Origin of the sequence: Bacillus manliponensis, from assembly GCF_000712595.1 — a bacterium.
Classification (GTDB): Bacteria; Bacillota; Bacilli; order Bacillales; family Bacillaceae_G; genus Bacillus_A; species Bacillus_A manliponensis.
Window position 1 is genome coordinate 23,583 of record NZ_JOTN01000016.1, and the last position, 17,347, is coordinate 40,929.

General features: G+C 34.2%; 15 protein-coding genes. 11 read left to right on the plus strand and 4 right to left on the minus strand.

Annotated features, from left to right (window positions below):
* The 3 genes from BAMA_RS16840 (at position 1) to BAMA_RS24590 (ending at position 5,071) form a co-directional block, all read left to right on the plus strand.
* Positions 1-3,090, plus strand: coding sequence for an AAA family ATPase (locus BAMA_RS16840; protein ID WP_034641435.1), 3,090 nt, complete (start codon positions 1-3; stop codon positions 3,088-3,090).
* Between the two features lie 1,193 nt (positions 3,091-4,283).
* The gene (locus BAMA_RS16845) at positions 4,284-4,904 is read left to right on the plus strand and encodes a DUF4937 domain-containing protein (RefSeq protein ID WP_034641438.1); all 621 of its coding nucleotides are present in this window, start codon (positions 4,284-4,286) and stop codon (positions 4,902-4,904) included.
* Entirely contained in the window at positions 4,889-5,071 is a 183-nt protein-coding gene (locus BAMA_RS24590) for a hypothetical protein (protein WP_162176070.1), read from the plus strand. The genes BAMA_RS16845 and BAMA_RS24590 overlap by 16 nt, the downstream gene beginning before the upstream one ends.
* A 104-nt stretch (positions 5,072-5,175) precedes the next feature.
* Here BAMA_RS24590 and BAMA_RS16855 read toward each other — a convergent pair whose 3' ends face one another.
* The 3 genes from BAMA_RS16855 to cspD all read right to left on the minus strand — a co-directional run bounded on the left by BAMA_RS16855 (position 5,176) and on the right by cspD (position 6,515).
* Positions 5,176-5,907, minus strand: a complete 732-nt coding sequence (locus BAMA_RS16855) for a ZIP family metal transporter (RefSeq protein ID WP_034641440.1) — start codon at positions 5,905-5,907, stop codon at positions 5,176-5,178.
* 129 nt (positions 5,908-6,036) lie between these two features.
* Positions 6,037-6,222 (minus strand): cold-shock protein, encoded by a 186-nt coding sequence (locus BAMA_RS16860; RefSeq protein WP_034641445.1) that lies wholly within the window; start codon positions 6,220-6,222, stop codon positions 6,037-6,039.
* 89 nt (positions 6,223-6,311) lie between these two features.
* Positions 6,312-6,515: a cold-shock protein CspD gene (cspD, locus tag BAMA_RS16865; RefSeq protein ID WP_034641446.1), complete on the minus strand. Its 204-nt coding sequence runs from the start codon at positions 6,513-6,515 to the stop codon at positions 6,312-6,314.
* Between the two features lie 578 nt (positions 6,516-7,093).
* Here cspD and BAMA_RS16870 point away from each other — a divergent pair.
* From BAMA_RS16870 to BAMA_RS16900, 7 genes are all read left to right on the plus strand, one after another.
* Entirely contained in the window at positions 7,094-7,963 is an 870-nt protein-coding gene (locus BAMA_RS16870) for a hypothetical protein (RefSeq protein WP_034641447.1), read from the plus strand.
* Between the two features lie 175 nt (positions 7,964-8,138).
* Positions 8,139-8,747, plus strand: a complete 609-nt coding sequence (locus tag BAMA_RS16875; RefSeq protein WP_034641448.1) for an O-methyltransferase — start codon at positions 8,139-8,141, stop codon at positions 8,745-8,747.
* A gap of 222 nt (positions 8,748-8,969) precedes the next feature.
* Entirely contained in the window at positions 8,970-10,076 is a 1,107-nt protein-coding gene (locus BAMA_RS16880; protein ID WP_034641450.1) for a toxic anion resistance protein, read from the plus strand.
* Positions 10,077-10,097: 21 nt separating this feature from the next.
* The gene (locus BAMA_RS16885) at positions 10,098-10,928 is read left to right on the plus strand and encodes a DUF3974 domain-containing protein (RefSeq protein ID WP_034641452.1); all 831 of its coding nucleotides are present in this window, start codon (positions 10,098-10,100) and stop codon (positions 10,926-10,928) included.
* Between the two features lie 123 nt (positions 10,929-11,051).
* On the plus strand, positions 11,052-11,600 hold the full coding sequence (gene plsY / locus BAMA_RS16890; RefSeq protein WP_034641453.1) for a glycerol-3-phosphate 1-O-acyltransferase PlsY: 549 nt from the start codon (positions 11,052-11,054) through the stop codon (positions 11,598-11,600).
* Between the two features lie 13 nt (positions 11,601-11,613).
* Positions 11,614-13,191, plus strand: coding sequence for an aminotransferase class V-fold PLP-dependent enzyme (locus BAMA_RS16895; protein ID WP_034641455.1), 1,578 nt, complete (start codon positions 11,614-11,616; stop codon positions 13,189-13,191).
* Positions 13,192-13,290: 99 nt separating this feature from the next.
* Positions 13,291-14,628: a DEAD/DEAH box helicase gene (locus BAMA_RS16900; protein ID WP_034641457.1), complete on the plus strand. Its 1,338-nt coding sequence runs from the start codon at positions 13,291-13,293 to the stop codon at positions 14,626-14,628.
* Positions 14,629-14,670: 42 nt separating this feature from the next.
* Here the strand turns inward: BAMA_RS16900 and BAMA_RS16905 are convergent, their stop codons facing one another.
* The gene (locus tag BAMA_RS16905) at positions 14,671-15,336 is read right to left on the minus strand and encodes a CPBP family intramembrane glutamic endopeptidase (RefSeq protein WP_034641459.1); all 666 of its coding nucleotides are present in this window, start codon (positions 15,334-15,336) and stop codon (positions 14,671-14,673) included.
* Between the two features lie 284 nt (positions 15,337-15,620).
* On the opposite strand from BAMA_RS16905, the gene BAMA_RS16910 reads away from it, so the two are divergent.
* Positions 15,621-17,276, plus strand: coding sequence for a ribonuclease J (locus BAMA_RS16910; RefSeq protein WP_415782911.1), 1,656 nt, complete (start codon positions 15,621-15,623; stop codon positions 17,274-17,276).
* The last annotated feature ends 71 nt before the right edge of the window (positions 17,277-17,347 follow it).

A 17,347-nucleotide genomic window follows, 5' to 3' on the forward strand; every position in this document is an offset into this window, starting at 1 on the left:
ATGAGACCGATACAACTTATAATGACAGCATTTGGTCCATATAAGCAATGTGAAACAATTAGATTCGATGAATTAGGGGAACACCGCATTTTTGCGATTTCTGGTAATACAGGTGCCGGAAAAACGACGATTTTTGATGCGATTTGTTATGCATTGTACGGCGAAGCAAGTGGAGAAGAACGAAATGATACAAACATGCTTCGCAGTCAATTTGCAGAAGATGACATGTATACGAGTGTAGAGTTGTTATTTCAGTTAAAAGAGAAAACGTATTGTATAAAACGTCAGCTTGGTCATAGAAAACAAGGAAATAAAACAGTGACAGGTCATGCTATAGAGTTTTATGAAGTCATTGATGATGAACATGTCCCTTGCGTGGATCGTTTCCATGTTACAGATGTAAATAAAAAAGTTGAAACGTTAATAGGATTAACGAAACATCAATTTAGTCAAATTGTTATGCTTCCGCAAGGAGAATTTCGCAAACTGTTGACGTCAGAAACAGAAAATAAAGAAGAAATTTTACGCCGTATTTTTAAAACGGATCGCTATAAATTAATGCGTGAGCTACTTGATCAAAAGCGCAAAGAATGGAAAGAACTATTACAAGGAAAGTTGAAAGAGCGTGAGTTATATTTTCGCAACGCATTCCAGTTACCAATTCGTGATGGGGCACTGTTAGAAGGATTGAGTGCACAAGAATATGTAAATACACATCAAGTGGTAGAAGCGCTGCAGCAAGAACTTACATTTTACGAGCATGTACTAAGTCAATTAGAGGAAAAACAACGCGTGCAACTCACACAATTAAAAGAGTTAGAAACACGCTACCATGCCGCAAAAGCAATAAATGATAGGCTAGAAGAACTAGAAGTAAAAAAGAAGCGCTATGAAGAATTACAAAGCGAACGATCAGTAATTGAAGAGAAAGAAGAACGATTTAAGAGAGCAGAGCAAGCAAGTAGACTATTACCATTTGAGCAGTGGTATGAAGAGGCAATGCAAAGTGTGAAAGAAGCCGAGCAAGTATTAGAAAATGTTCGTACAAAAAAAGAACAAACAGATGTAGCTTATAAAGAAGCAACAAAACAGTATGAGGAAGAAAAGCAAAAAGAAGCTGTGCGTGAAGAAAAGAAGCGAAATGTACAAGAGCTTGAGGAGTTACAACCAATCATTGCTTCGTTAGCAGATAAGAAATTGAAGTTACAGCAGTGCGAAGAACAAATCATAAACTTAAAACATAACATACAAAATCTAGTGGCCGAGCAAGAAAAAAACAATATGCAAAAGCAACAGCTTTCTATGAAACTTAAAGAATTAGAAGCAGCTTTAGCACATTATGTAACAAAACTAGACCAGTTAAGTTGTATGCGCGATGATGCGAAAGTGTTAAAACAGGCGTATGATGTATGGCAAGAAGTACAACAGTATGAAAAAGAAAAGGTAGTTGCAGAAGAACGAAAAGATGCAGCGACAGTAGCTTACGACACGTTAGAGAAACAATGGTTAAATGAACAAGCAGGACAATTAGCGTTACATTTACACGATGGGGAATCTTGTCCTGTGTGTGGTAGTACATCTCACCCGAAAAAAGCGACGGAACAAGGTGTGTCTATTAATGAAAAAGAATTAAATGAACTACGTGAACAAAAAATAAAAGCGGAAAAACTTCATATGCAAGTAGAGGAAAAGTGGAACTTCTACAAAGTGCAGTATGAACAATGTAGGAAAGAAGTGGTAGAACGTGGTTATCATGCTGAAAACTTACAAGAAGCTTATGCATTACTCATTCAAACTGGTAAACAACTTGCAGCCGAAGTAAATGAATTAAAACAAAAGGAAGAAGAAAGAAAACAACTATTGCCGCAAGTTCAGCAGTTAGATGAAAAGCTGGAAACAATTCAAAAGCAAAAACATGAAGTAGAAAATTCATTGCATCGTATTGAAATGGAACATGTACAACTTCGCACATCATTTGAAAATGATCAACAAAAAATTCCAAATGAATTACAAACGATGCAAGCGTGGAAAGAGAATTATGAAATAATAACTTCTCAGTTACAACACTTTGAATTAGCTTGGAAGCAAGCCCAAGAAAATTACCAACGCTTAATGAATGAAAACATTCGTGTAGAGGCAGAGTACGAAGCGAGTATGAAGCAATTTGCTGTAGCAAGTGAAAAGAAAGAAGAAAACTATCACCGTTTTATTGCTGCATTAGAACAAGCAGGATTTATAGATCAGCAATCGTATAAAGAAGCAAAATTATCAGAAATGGAACGAGAACAACTTCAAAATCATATTCAGTCTTACCATTCTTCTTTACAAGCATTAATAAAGCAAGTAGAAGAGTTAACAGAACAGCTACAAGGAAAAGTATGGGCGGACTTAACTTTATTAGCAGAACAAGTAAGTAATCTTGAAATTGAACTCGATATTGTAAAAGAAAAAAGACAAGCTGCAAAAGGTACGATGGAATATGTTGTTAATTTGCATGAAAACATCCGCCGTATTGATGAACAAATTCACGAAGAAGAAAGTGCATTCCAAGAACTTGTTGATTTATACGAAGTAATGAAAGGTGACAATGAAAGTCGTATTTCATTTGAACGATACATTTTAATTGAATATCTAGAACAAATTGTACAAGTAGCAAACGAAAGACTTCGTAAGCTATCCAATGGACAATTTTACTTAAAACGAAGTGAACGTGTTGAAAAACGAAATCGTCAAAGTGGACTTGGTCTTGATGTATATGATGCTTACACAGGACAAACACGTGATGTGAAAACATTATCAGGTGGAGAAAAGTTTAACGCATCACTTTGCTTAGCGCTCGGTATGGCTGATATTATTCAGTCATATGAAGGTGGAATTTCAATTGAAACGATGTTTATTGATGAAGGATTCGGTTCATTAGACGAAGAGTCATTAACAAAAGCAGTTGATGCACTAATTGATCTACAGAAATCAGGCCGTTTCATCGGTGTAATTTCACACGTACAAGAATTAAAAAATGCGATGCCAGCTGTACTAGAAGTAACGAAAAGGAAAGATGGATGTAGTACGACGAGGTTTGTGGTGAAGTAAAGATAGGAAAGAAGAGTCCCTACTAATGATTCATTAGTAGGGACTCTTTAATTTGTGTATAAGCATATAAATTAATGAGTGAGGAAAGAAAAAAGAACTATTGTTTCTTCTCTTTCCTTTCCTGAATGTACATAACTACAGCTAATATTAGTGCGATAGGAATGGTAAATGTTGCAACAATTCCTAAATAGTCAACGCCATCAGGATTTTTATAATCAGTTGTTAGAACGACAATAATTAAACCTGCGATTAAAGCCAGTTCACTCCATCTTCTTTTATTCATTATTATAAATAGATTGGTTTTTTATATGTAAGTGAGTAGTGATGAAAGTTTCTTCTGTTTTGATTTTTTGTATATATTTTATATGACAGGAATTCTATATACGCTTTATTCATATTAGTACTCATCTTAAGTTGTATTTTTATTGTGATAATAACCAATCCATTTATTTCACCTCCATCTTTTCATTATACTAAGTCTATTAAAAATCATAAATAGGCTGAGGCTTTTTATCCCGCTAAAGCCCGATTGGTCGGGCTGACACTCAGTAGGGGATGAAGAAAACCCCTACTGAGTGAAGTTTCACTTTATGAAATGGAAAGGGAAGAGGAAATTTCATGGAAAAAAGACCTGCTATAAGCAGGCCTTTTGGCATAGTTACACATTGTGCATATCGGAGAGATACATATAGCTTAACAAAAATATGTTTTCGATTCCATACTTTATACGTTGAGAAATAAAAAGAAAGTCAAAGGGCCCTATTTGAAATAGGGCCCTTGACTAGATAATGTAATCCGTTAAGGAGTTTACAATTAAATCTTATCAGTAGTTGCTGCTAAAGTCTATGTAGAGAGGGTTGAGAAAGTTTTTTGTTTATGAGTAGCTTGTATAAATAGTACTCGTCAACAGGTTCATATAGCATAAAACCAGGCTCATCAATTTTCTTTTTTAGTTCAAAAAAGTTCATCATAGTTAACTTCGATTGTTCTTATAATTGTTCTCCATCCCTATAGAATAAAAAATTCTACATATAACCATAAATTAAATAACGCAAAACTGTTTATTCTAATAATTTAGACTATTAAACCCATGTTTGATATAATATTGAATAGATTTATATATTTCATAAACGATAAAAATATTATGTAAATAAATCATTTTCAAAACATACGCATCACACAGGAGGGAACTTATGCTTATTAAAACAATTATATGTGAAGTAGAGCAAGAACATCAATCTGCTTTTTCTACCGCACAAGAGGAGTGGAATACTTTGCGACATGTAGAAGGTTTTCACGGACAAGTTGGTGGATGGGATGGAAATGAAGCTTGTATATTTTCTGTATGGGAACATATGAATGCATATCAAAATTTTATGAACAATATACATGATGCAGTGCTAGAGAGAGGACAGCAACAGCTTACATATACATCATGTAAAACAACACTATATCAATCACTATTTTCGATATCAAACGTTTCATTTACACACGGACTAGGGAAGTGCTCTTTCATAAGAGTGGCTATTTGTGATGTGGAAAAGGGAAAAGAAGATCAGTTCTTACATATACAAGAAACAGTTTGGAATGAAGGAATGAATAAGCAAGATGGAATGTTAGGTGGGATTGTTGGGAAGTCGGTTTCTGAAACAAACCGTTTTATTGTTATTTCATTATGGGAAGATGAAGAAGCTCATCAAAAGTACGTAGATGGAGATTTTACATATTTATATCGTCAAGCAAACGTATCGGAATATACAATTTCAATACAAGGTAAACAAGTTCCATTTGTACGTGAATGGGTAGTGATATAAAGGGAGAAATACTACATCCTAAGCATATTGTGTGTACTTCTGTTGTTATTCAAAATGAAGATATTTTATTTGTTGGAAAGCCCGTTGGAGGAATTGTCACAACGAGTGAGGAAAGTTTAGAAGTGAAGTGCGTGTCTGTAGAAGAAGCATTTCAAATGGTAACGTAGAAAAATTATAAAGAGCGAAGTGCAAATTGTATAGATGAAGAAAAACATTCATTTTTAGTTGAATTTTAAAAAGTCGCACCTGTCTAAGTTTACAGGTGCGACTTTTAATGATGAACAAGAAAGCGAATATACATATTTACAATAAAAAAACCAATTAATACCCAGATAAAAAAAGAACTAATCGTCATACTGTTATATGCTTTTTTCAGCATCTCTTGTAACGTTACATATGATAATGAACCAATCGCGCTGCCCATAATAATTCCTTGTAAATGAGTCGTTGCATCCCCAAGTGTGTTGCCAACAATTGTACTAAACCCAAGTGTAGCGGATAATAGAAAAATGATAAGGAGGAAGAAAGGATATCGATAGTGTGTGAAGAAAAAGGGAATGATGAGTGCTAAACCTTCTGGGATATGATGAAAGATAATTGCGAGTAGTAATGAGTTAGAAATTGTACTATCACTTGCAAATGCAGCGCCTAATGCAATACCATTTGGTATATTGTGAATAAAAATAGCGAGTGATAAAAACAAAAAAGTTTGCAAAGGTTGTTGTTTAGTTGAATGCGACGAATGCGAGAAAGAATGGATAATAATCATAAATAACACGCCAAGTATAATACCTAGTAAAGGACCTATAAGATGAAAAGTAGAAAATGTTTCGGGGATAATTTCTAGTATAAGAAGTGCTAGTAGTAGTCCACCACATAATGCGTATAATCGGTTCATTTTATTTAAGATAAACTGTTTTGCTACAAAACCAGCAGATCCGCCAACTAATAATCCTCCAAATGAAAGGATCGTAACGACAAGCGAAGTAGAAATGTGTTGTATACAATCACCTCATTTTACACTATATTGTATATCATACGGTGTAAGAGAGATGAATAGTCCAACTCTTTATGTTGTTACTCCTAATAAAGAAATCCCCTTGGAAAAGATTTTTTGCAAGGGGATTGGGCATTACCCTAATCTCGGTAGTAAACGTTCACCACTTGTCATTTCACTTCCACATAAAGGACATTTTGGTTCTTCTTCAAATGAGAAGTTCTTTCGCATCCATCCTAAACATTCTTCTGATCCACATTCCCAAACAGGGACTTGCTCTGGTGCTACTTCTGTCACATCGTTCTTTTTATTTCGATACATGAGACCACTCCTTTTATGTGAAGATATTTGTTTATATAAGTAAAAAGGTTGTTAACCTTTCAGTGTTAACAACCTTTTTTTAGCTTAAATTATAGCTTTACAACGTTTTTAGCTTGAGGTCCGCGGTTACCTTCTTCAACTTCGAAGCTAACTTCTTGACCTTCGTCAAGAGTTTTGAAGCCGTCGCCAGTGATAGCAGAGAAGTGAACGAATACGTCGTTACCTTCTGGAACTTCGATGAAACCGAAACCTTTTTCGCTGTTAAACCATTTTACTTTACCTGTTAATGTCATGGTAAATGCCTCCTAAAAATAAAAAAATAAAAGTAATATGATCCGTCTTATTTCGTATAAAATAAAAATTCACATATTATCAAAAACCCATAAGGAACGCATATCATCCCTAATTGATGCTTGATAATATGTGAAGTGGATTGTTCGCTTAATTACTATTCTTATGTACTTATCATACAACAAAAAGATGTACATATCAAGTCGTGGGAAGTTATAAATTTGAAATAAAATGAAATTTCATTTCAAATGAACGAGCCGCCGAAGTTATTCGTTTAAATTGCGAATGAAAAGAAGAGGTTTCAATAAAAACTAGTACGTTGGAAATAATCTTTTGAAAGTATAAAGAAAACATTGTATAGGAACAAAGGATTATTTCTTTTCTAAAATAGTAATAGTAGGTAGGGTAGTATTTCTATAATGTTATATCTATTTATTCGGATTTAATTTCTGTTTTTAAATTTTTTGTAAATACGATTTATTTTTTTATTTTTTATGTTAGTATGTCAGTTGTAAGACCTTTTTATATAAAAACATCGATGTTTAAATAATATTGTTAAAGGAAATTGTGGAGGAACAACATGGGGAATTGTACACTTTATAGTGATTATGAACTTGAAGAACCAACGAAAGAGCAATTGTATGATTTTTGGGAAGAAATGCTACATATACCTGCCCAAGCATTACAAAAGTTATATGAAAATACATGTGATAGATTAGCATATGTTCAAAAAAATAAAATTAGTGCGAGCGTAACAACTTTTGCTTTACCCATGATTATAAATCACGTGTATACAAAATCAGTAGGTGTTCATTGTATTTTATCTAATTCAGAATGTTATGAAAAAGATATGATGAAACATTTAATTCATAATTTATTAGAAAACGTAAATGGAAAATATGAAAATATTTTTGTATTTACAGAACATCCAGACTTATATACATCATTCGACTTTCAAGTTATACCACAGCAAATAATGAGCATGTCTTATGAGAAAGAGCACATAGTGGAATCACCGTTAAAACAGCTCAATTGTAAAGAGGAAGAAGATCTACAACTGATTCAGGAAATATTAGAAGAAGGACAGTCTCTTTCTAGAGAGTTTTCCTCGTTAAATCACCAAGTTTCTTCTTATTTAAATATGAAGTCTGATAAATGGAACGATAAATTATATTACTCAAATAATTTGGATGCAATTGTCATATATGAAGTGGTAGATCAAGTATTAAAATTATACGGTGTATATGCTCCAATTATCCCTGTACTTGATGAAGTATGCGCAGAAATTAAAGAAGCATTCTCAGAGATTAACTTTTATTTTTATCCAGATCAATTGGGTGTTGAAAATACAAAAGTAAAAACATATACATCAGCGAAATCTTTAATGGTTAAAGGTAAATATGTTAAAGAGTTAGCTGGGTATAAGTATCCGATTTTATCCGAGTTTTAAATAAGTAATGATATAAAAAAGCTTTGTTAGATTGTTACTTTATGTAATATATTTAACAAGGTTTTTTTTGAATTGTTTCAGAAAGACAGGAAAAATGTTTTGGAATAGCATATAATTGTAAATAAGTAAGCAACCATGTCATTGCGAAAATCTTTATGAATGGTGGTGTTATGGATTGGAACTAGATCAATTACTATTGCAACTTGAAAAGTTTGGGGTAGAGCATGATCGCGTAAAAACGAAACGAGAAGAACGATTTCGGAATATTTCTCGAGATATGGGGCAATTTTTATTTACTCTTGTAAAAGGGTGTAATAGAAAGAAAATATTAGAGATTGGTACATCAAATGGATTTTCTACACTATGGCTTGCAAGTGCAGCAAAAGAAAATGGTGGAACAGTTACAACAGTTGAACTTTCATCAGATCGTATCTCACAAGCTTTAGAAAACTTCAAGCTAGCAAACTTCACAAATCAAATCGATATTCATCATCAAGAAGCGGGAGCTTTTTTAGAAGTACAGCCTCCTAAGTTATATGATTTCATTTTTCTAGATGCAGAACGTACACAATACGTATGGTGGTGGGAAAATATAAAGCGTATTTTAATGCCAGGTGGTCTTATTGTCATTGATAATGCAATTTCTCACGAAGAAGAGTTACAGCCTTTTTTTCGTCTCATTAAAGAGGATGAAACTTTTAAAGGTGTATTAGTTCCTTTAGGAACAGGAGCATATTTCGTTCGGAAAGAATCAGACTCGGGTGTAGAAAAGACTCAGTCTTAAGTCTGAGGACAATAAAGTTTTAAACAGGTATACTTATGATACAAAACAGGGAATGACTGCAATAGTAGGAAAAAATCATGAAATATGACATTTTTATACTTGTTTTTCTGTCATACACATGACTACATTGTTGCGTGTTTTTGAATATGATAAGCTAACGATACTATATGAAAATGATATACATGCGTGTGATGTACGCATAATATAAAGGAGAGATTTGTATTGACTGAATTACAAAGAAACGACATTATATCATCACAAGAGGATGTAAAAACAGCAGTTGATACTGTTATTAAAGAAGAAGAATTAGTAGAACTAAATAAAGAAGCTGATTTATATGTAAAACAGTTAAATAGTGAACATAATGCGGATCTTTCAAAAGTATTATCACAGCTTGCTGATTTAGGAGATAAAGAACAACGTGATGCAGGGCAAACATTATCGGCGTTAAAACGACCAGTATCAGCGATGATGAATGGAAAAAATGATGAAATTCCAAACACATTGCTGGATTTACGTAAAGTTGTGTCAGAGTTAAATCCAAATTCATTACAAGTAACTGGTATGAAGCGTATGATGTATAAAGTGTTCAAGAAAAATCCACTTGAAAACTATGTTCATAAATATCAATCCATTGATAAACAAATTGAGGAAATTATTCGTTCATTATTAGTAGGACGCGATAATTTACAAGAAGATACAGTTGGGCTTGAAATGTTAAAAGAACAGTCACAACAAAAAATTCATGCACTGGATAAGCAAGTATATTTAGGTAAGAAATTAGCTAGTATGCTTGAAGCAGAAAAGCAAAATCCAGAAAGACAAAAGGATACACCATTAATTAACGATGCACTAGAGAAAATTTTAGTTCGTACACGTAATATGCAACAGGCGAAAAGTGTATTACTTCAGTCGATTGCATCAGTTGATATTATTAAGAAAAACAACGAAAAGTTATCAGAAGCAATTCGAAATGCGATTACGATGACGCAAAATGTTGTCACTGTATCAGCTGCGATCCAGCTTGCATTAACGAATCAGCGTAAAACAATTGATGCAGTGAATGCAACAAATGAAGCAATTGAATCGATGGTATTAAGTAATTCACGTGCATTAAAAGAAAATACAGAAGAAACAACACGCTTACTTGAAAACCCAGCAATTGGAATGGAAAAACTTCGTGAATCATTCCAAAATGTCTTTGCAGCAATTGAAGCATCTGAAAAATCAACTGAGCGTATTATTGAATCAAGTAAGAAGTTTGTAATTGAGCTAGATACGTTTAATGATGAAATGAAACAAAAGCTGATTCAACGTCCAATAAAATAAACATTGTAGGGAGGTGAAACAATGGGATTTTTTGAATTTGTTTTGCTATTGATTGGAATCTTTTTGCTACTAGGGATCACGGCAATTGGTTTACTTGTTTATTTTGGAAGAAAGTTCATTCTATCATGGACAAAGCCATATAAAAGAGGAACAGAGTCCATTCAGCAGCTATCACATCAATCAACACCGTTTTTAAAAGAATTTACAAAGCATCCAGTCTTTTATCGCTGGGCTCGAACAGAGGGAGAAAAAGAACAAAAGGTTCTTACAGTACTATTTTGCGCAGCGAATGAACGAACGAAAGAGCGTGTTTTCTCTGCACTGCCAAAAGGCAGACAAAAGAAATTACATGGTGCAGCAAAAACAACAAAGTCAATTACAAGTGAAGATATAGATGTAACGGCGTCAAAGGTAAAAGATTTTTTACGTAAAGAAGTACAGCAATCAACGACGCAAAATGATTTTTCATTTTATAAATTGTATTTCTATGATCGTTATCCAGATGCGTTAAAAGAGATTGAAAGATATAAACGTTCAGTAAGCCCGTCACTGCAAAAGACAATTGATGACGTGACAATCTCTGTATTACAAGCACTCCCTTATTACCAAGAAAATCGCTTATTTGAAGAACAACATAAGCTCGAGACATTTTTAATGAAGGATTTAGTTGCAATGTTATCACTTGTCGCACAAATTCCATCATCACAGCGTGCAGCGAAAGAAGAAGAACTTGCAACATATTTGGAGAAGTTTCAAAAAGAGATGGAAGAAGTAGAACAAAATATTCACAACGCTGTTGACCATGATTTGCAAGTAAAGATGAAGGCAGCGAAAGAAAAATTTAAACGTTAAAAAAAGACATTGGATATATTCCGATGTCTTTTTTTGTACAGGAAAATAAAGAAAAATGTGGAAAATAATAAAGTAATACTGTAGAGTGTAAGGGATATTTGATTATAGAAAGAGATTGATAACATGATAAGTATGAACGGATTGTTATATGTATTAGTGGCTTATGCGATAGGAGGGATTTTAACAGCTTATATCCTTACAAAATGGAAACATCATGCCGATATTCGTGAGCTTGGGAGCGGGAATCCTGGCGCAAGAAATATGGGACGTGTATATGGAAAAGGGTACTTTGCTGTTACATTTGTTGGCGATGCATTGAAGGGAGCAATTGTTGTCTATATTGCCACTTTTGTATCAGAAGAAGAGAGTTTTCTATTTCTTTCTTTGTTAGCAGTTATACTTGGGCATCTCTATCCAATTTGGACAAAGTTTTCAGGGGGAAAAGGGATATCAACTTTTATTGGAGGATTGCTTGTCCTTGATATCTTGGTAACACTTACTCTCGCTGCCTTATTTGTTGTATTATATGCGCTAAGTAGGAGTTTTACGAAAGCAGGCTTACTAACAATTACTAGCTTACCAATTGTTATGCTTGTTTTTGATTACACAATGGCTTGCATTATGCTCGCATTACTTATTATAGGGTTTATTTCATATGCACATAGAAAATAAAGGAGTTTATAGAATGGGATTAACGTATAAAGTTGCAGATCAAGCATGGGAGTTTGAGCAAATTCATAAGCTTAACTACAAAACATTCGTAGAAGAAATTCCACAGCATGAGGAGACAGACGAGAAAATTCGAATTGACCGGTTTCATGAGGAAAATACATATTTAATCTGTTTAGATAACGAGAAAATCGTTGGCATGGTGGCTGTGCGAGGACAGCGCCCATTTTCACTTGATTATAAAATTCATAACTTAGATGAGATATTACCAGAACGTGCGCACGTTTTATATGAAGTTCGATTATTAGCTGTAGAAAAGGAGTATCGCAACGGACGGGCTTTATTAGGGCTCGGAAGGTTTTTGCATCGTTATCTACTTTTGCAAGGATACGATATGGCTATTATTTCTGGTACAACGCGTGAAATTCAGTTATATGAACAAGTTGGTTTTCAGCCATTTTCTACATTGGTTGGAACAGAGGAAGCAGCGTTTCAACCGATGTACATTACACCACAGTTATTTGCACAGTCAAAAATCGCAAAAATTGTAAATAAAGAGTATACGTACTTGCCAGGTCCGGTTGAGATTATGCCAGGTGTACAAAATGCTTTTGCGTCTATTCCAATTTCTCATCGTTCAAATCAATGTAAAGTGACAATGAAGCAGGTTCAAAAGCAGCTACTACGTATGACAAAAGCTACTGACGTACAAGTGCTATTTGGAACAGGAACGTTGGCAAATGATGCAATTGCTTTACAGCTTCAGTCGTTACGTAGTCACGGACTCATTTTAAAAAATGGTGAGTTTGGCAACCGCCTTACGCAGCATGCTTTAAGAGCAAATCTTTCATTTGATACATATGAAACTGCCATGGGAGTACCGTTCTCTTATGAAGAAATGGAACAGCTGCTTACAGGTGGAAATTATGAATGGTTATGGTTTGTCCATCATGAGACATCAACAGGTATGCTGAATGAATTGTTAAAGATAATTAAATTATGTAAACAGTATGGTGTGAAAATATGTGTTGATTGTATTAGCTCAATTGGAGCAATTCCGCTTGATTTAAAAGATGTATATTTAGCAAGTGGAGTAAGCGGAAAAGCAATTGGTGCATATACGGGCTTGTCATTTGTATTTCATAATCATCATGTTGAGCCGAATGGAAATATTCCGAAATACATGGATATTGGGGAATATGCAACAAATGAAAGTATTCCATATTCGCATTCTTGGAATCTTATTTTTGCTTTACATGAAGCGCTAAAGAGATTTGAAGATGATGTGGTATACAATCAGGTAGCTGCTACGCATGAGTTTTTACAAAAAGAAATTAAAAATATAGGACTTCATATAGTTACGGAGAAAGAATACAGGGGACCAGTCATTATAACGGTTGAATTGCCGAGAGGGATTTCATCTACAAAAGTAGGGGATATGTTAGTTCTGCAAGGATTCGTTATACATTATGAATCCGCTTATTTAAAAGAAAATAACTGGATTCAAATTGCTTGTCTAAATCCGTATAAAGAACGAGATATGAAAAATATGTTGGTATGTTTGCAATCGCAGATGAGAATTTCTGTTTGCTGAAGGAAATAAGAGTTCTCTCTTCAAAAAAGAGAACTTTTTTTCGTATTTAAGCTAACAAGTGGTACAATAGAGATTCAGTGTGAAAAAAGAAGAAAAGAAGTGATATATTTGAAAGATTTCTTACAATTAGGAGTCCATGAAACATTATATAAAACATTAAGAGAAAATGGTATTGCTGAGCCAACTCCTATTCAGGAAAAAGCAATTCCGGTTGTGTTAGAAGGAAAAGATATTATCGGACAAGCGAAAACAGGAACGGGAAAAACGTTAGCATTCGCATTGCCAATCATTGAAAAGATTGACTCAGAGGCAACTCATGTTCAAGCATTAATTGTAGCGCCAACAAGAGAATTAGCACTGCAAATTACAACGGAAATTGAGAAATTACTTGTTCATATAGATGATGTGAATGTATTAGCGATATATGGTGGTCAAGATGTTGCGCAGCAAATGAGAAAGTTAAAAGGAAGTACACATATTGTTGTTGCAACGCCAGGTCGTTTATTAGATCATGTGCGCCGTGAAACAATTGAGCTTTCAAAGGTTTCGATGCTTGTATTAGATGAGGCTGATCAAATGCTCCACTTTGGTTTCTTACCAGAGATGGAAGAGATTATGGAGCAGACGCCATCTACGAGACAAACAATGCTATTTTCAGCAACGATGCCAAAACAAATTCAGTCGCTTGCAAAGCGTTACATGAATAAGCCTGAAATTATTAAAATTCAGCATGCAGAAGTAACAGTAACGAACATTAAACAACGTGTTGTCGAGACGACAGATAGAGCGAAACAAGATACGCTTCGTTATTTAATAGATAGAGATCAGCCGTTTCTTGCTGTTATTTTTTGCCGTACAAAACGTCGTGCAAATAAATTGTATGAAGCGTTAAAAGGATACGGTTATAATTGTGACGAACTGCATGGTGACTTATCACAAGGAAAACGCGAACGTGTCATGAAACGTTTCCGCGATGCAGAAAGTCAATACTTAATTGCAACGGACGTAGCGGCACGTGGATTAGATGTTGATGGTGTAACGCATGTATTTAACTACGATATTCCAGAAGATGTTGAAAGTTACATTCACCGCATTGGGCGTACAGGAAGAGCGGGAGGTAGTGGTTTAGCAATCACATTGGTTGCGTCGAAAGACAAGGGATACTTACAGGAAATTGAAAAAGGGATTCGCACAACAATACAACGACAAGTAATTGAGTCACCTACCACAGAAGAGAAAAAGGACGACAAGCCGAAAAGGCAAGAGAAAAAACAAACATCTCATTCAAAACCGAAGCCAAAGCCAAAGCAAAAAACAGATCAGTACAGCAAAAAAGATAAACGAAGTAGCTCAGATAATAAAAAGAAGAAGTACCCATCTTCAGAGCAAAAAAAGCGTGGCGGACAATCTAGGCAGAAACGTTCACGTACAAGATAATGAAAAGAAACCCGGCTTAGACTTATTCTAAGCCGGGTTATTTTATATAAGTAATAAAAAGAAGTTATGAAACGAATGTAATATAATAACTGACCATAAGGAGCCTGTTTTCTTAAAGATAAAACCAAATATAAGCCCAACAAGAAAGACGTATATGTGCGTTCCAAGATGAAAAAATACGCCATCGTATATCCAAATCGGGTATTGGATGAATAAAAAAAGTAACGCTGAGAGAATGTTGGCCCCTAAAAATGATATTCGTTTATTAATTTCTTGTAATACAAACCCACGAAATACAAGTTCCTCCGTAATACCAACTAATAGAAAGACATTTAAATAATGATGCAGTGATAAAGAGAAATCAAATGTTTGCTCATTGATGATATAAATGTTAACTACAAAGTATAATCCAAGAAGAAGTGATAGAAAAATACCCCAAAATATACCTTTCCCCACATTTTGATTTAATTTGAGATAATCGGAAGGGCTTGTGTGTAAAAAGTATTTTATGTATAACCAGATAGGTATAATCCATATAAGGATCTTTATGAGTCCGCTTAATATAGCAGATAATGTATCGTTTGTTTGAGGCAAGTTAAATAAGTGCAATTCTTTTAAAGTCCATAGCAAATAAAATAATACGAGATAAACAATGAATCTTGTTAATTTTTTTTGTGATACGCTTTCAAAATTTACTTTCGTTTGCATTCCTTTTCTCCTGAATATTTAAATTTAATGTTTAAGGATATTTTAACATAAATTGAATATTTTGTATTTCAATATATTTTACATTATAATCTAGGGATTGTAACTTATAGAAGAGATAGCTATATTATAGGGATTCAGAATTTAAATATAAACTTCTTCTAATACTTATATTGTGGAATTGAATAGATATAAAGGAATAATATTCAAGATTCTGATTGAAGATATGTGTTAGAAATATAATGTTGTGAAGAAGGAAGGTATGACTCTTGGAGACAGCAGAAAATATGCTATCTATTTTAGCCTTAGGCGGTGTAAATGAGATAGGGAAAAATATGTATGCATTGCAGTATGGAGACGATATTATCATTATTGACTGTGGTTCTAAGTTTCCAGATGAAAGCTTATTAGGGATTGATTTGATTATACCTGATATTACATATTTACAAGACAATAAAGAGAAAGTTCGTGCTTTAGTTGTCACGCATGGACATGAAGATCATATTGGAGGTATTCCTTATTTACTAAAGCAATTAAATGTACCCATTTATGCAACGCGACTAACGTTAGGATTAATTGAAGTGAAGTTAAAGGAACATGAAATTCAAGATATTACACAGTTGTTTGCAATTAACTCCGAATCATCAGTAGAGTTTGGGCAGATTCGCCTTACTTTTTTCAATACGAATCATAGCATTCCTGGATGTCTTGGAATTGCTTTTCATACACCAGAAGGTACGGTAGTGCATACAGGTGATTTCAAATTTGACCTTACTCCTGTAAATAAGCAATATCCGGATATTCATAAAATGGCTAAAATCGGTAGTGAAGGTGTTTTGGCTCTTCTTTCTGAAAGTACGAATGCAGAGCGACCAGGATTTACGCCATCAGAAAGACATGTTGGTGAGCATATTGAAGAAGCTTTTATGAAGGCTCATAGAAAAATTTTTATTTCTACTTTCGCCTCTAATGTAAACCGGGTACAGCAAGTAGTTGATGCTGCTTTAAAAACAAATCGAAAGCTTGCGCTGCTTGGGCGGAGTATGGTAAATGTAGTATCTGTTGCAATGGAGCAAGGTTATTTACATATTCCTGAAGGGATGTTAATTGAGGCACATGATATCAATCAAATGAATCCAGACAGAGTAGCAGTTCTTTGTACAGGTAGTCAAGGTGAACCGATGGCAGCTTTAGCACGTTTAGCGAGCGGAAACTATCGACAAGTCGATGTTTTACCTGAAGATACAGTTATTATTGCTGCAACTCCTATACCTGGAAATGAGCGTAATGTTTCTCACATTGTAGATAATTTATTTTCGCTAGGAGCACATGTGATTTATGGATCGGGAAGTTCGTCGGGAATGCATGTTTCCGGACATGCTTATCAAGAAGAATTAAAGTTAATGCTTACGTTAATGAAACCGAAATATTTTATTCCTATTCATGGTGAATTTAGAATGTTGCATCATCATCGCTTATTGGCGCAGTCTGTTGGTGTTGATAAAGATAATATTTTTATTATTAAAAATGGCGATGTTGTAGATATTCGTAACCAAGTAGCAATTCAAACTAGAAGGATACCTGCAGGAAATGTATATATAGATGGTTTAGGTATTGGCGATGTTGGACATACACTTCTACGTGATCGAAAGCAGCTTTCTGAAGATGGTATGCTTGTGATTGTGATTACGCTTAGTAAAGCGGAAGGGAAAATGATTTCAAGGCCGGACACAATTTCCCGTGGCTTTGTATATGTTCGTGATTCAGAAAAGTTGTTAAAAGAAGCAAATCAACTTGTTGTAACAACAATTAACAATTTACAAAAAGCAAATATTCATCAACGTAATGTGTTAAAGAGAGAAATAAAAGAAAAACTGGGACAGTTCTTATATTCACAGACAAAAAGGAAACCGATGATTCTTCCAATAATCATCGAAGTTTGATTACAGTTTGTTACATTAGAAATAAAAAATGCCGGTTCAAAAAAAGAACCGGCTTATTTTTTGTTCAGCAG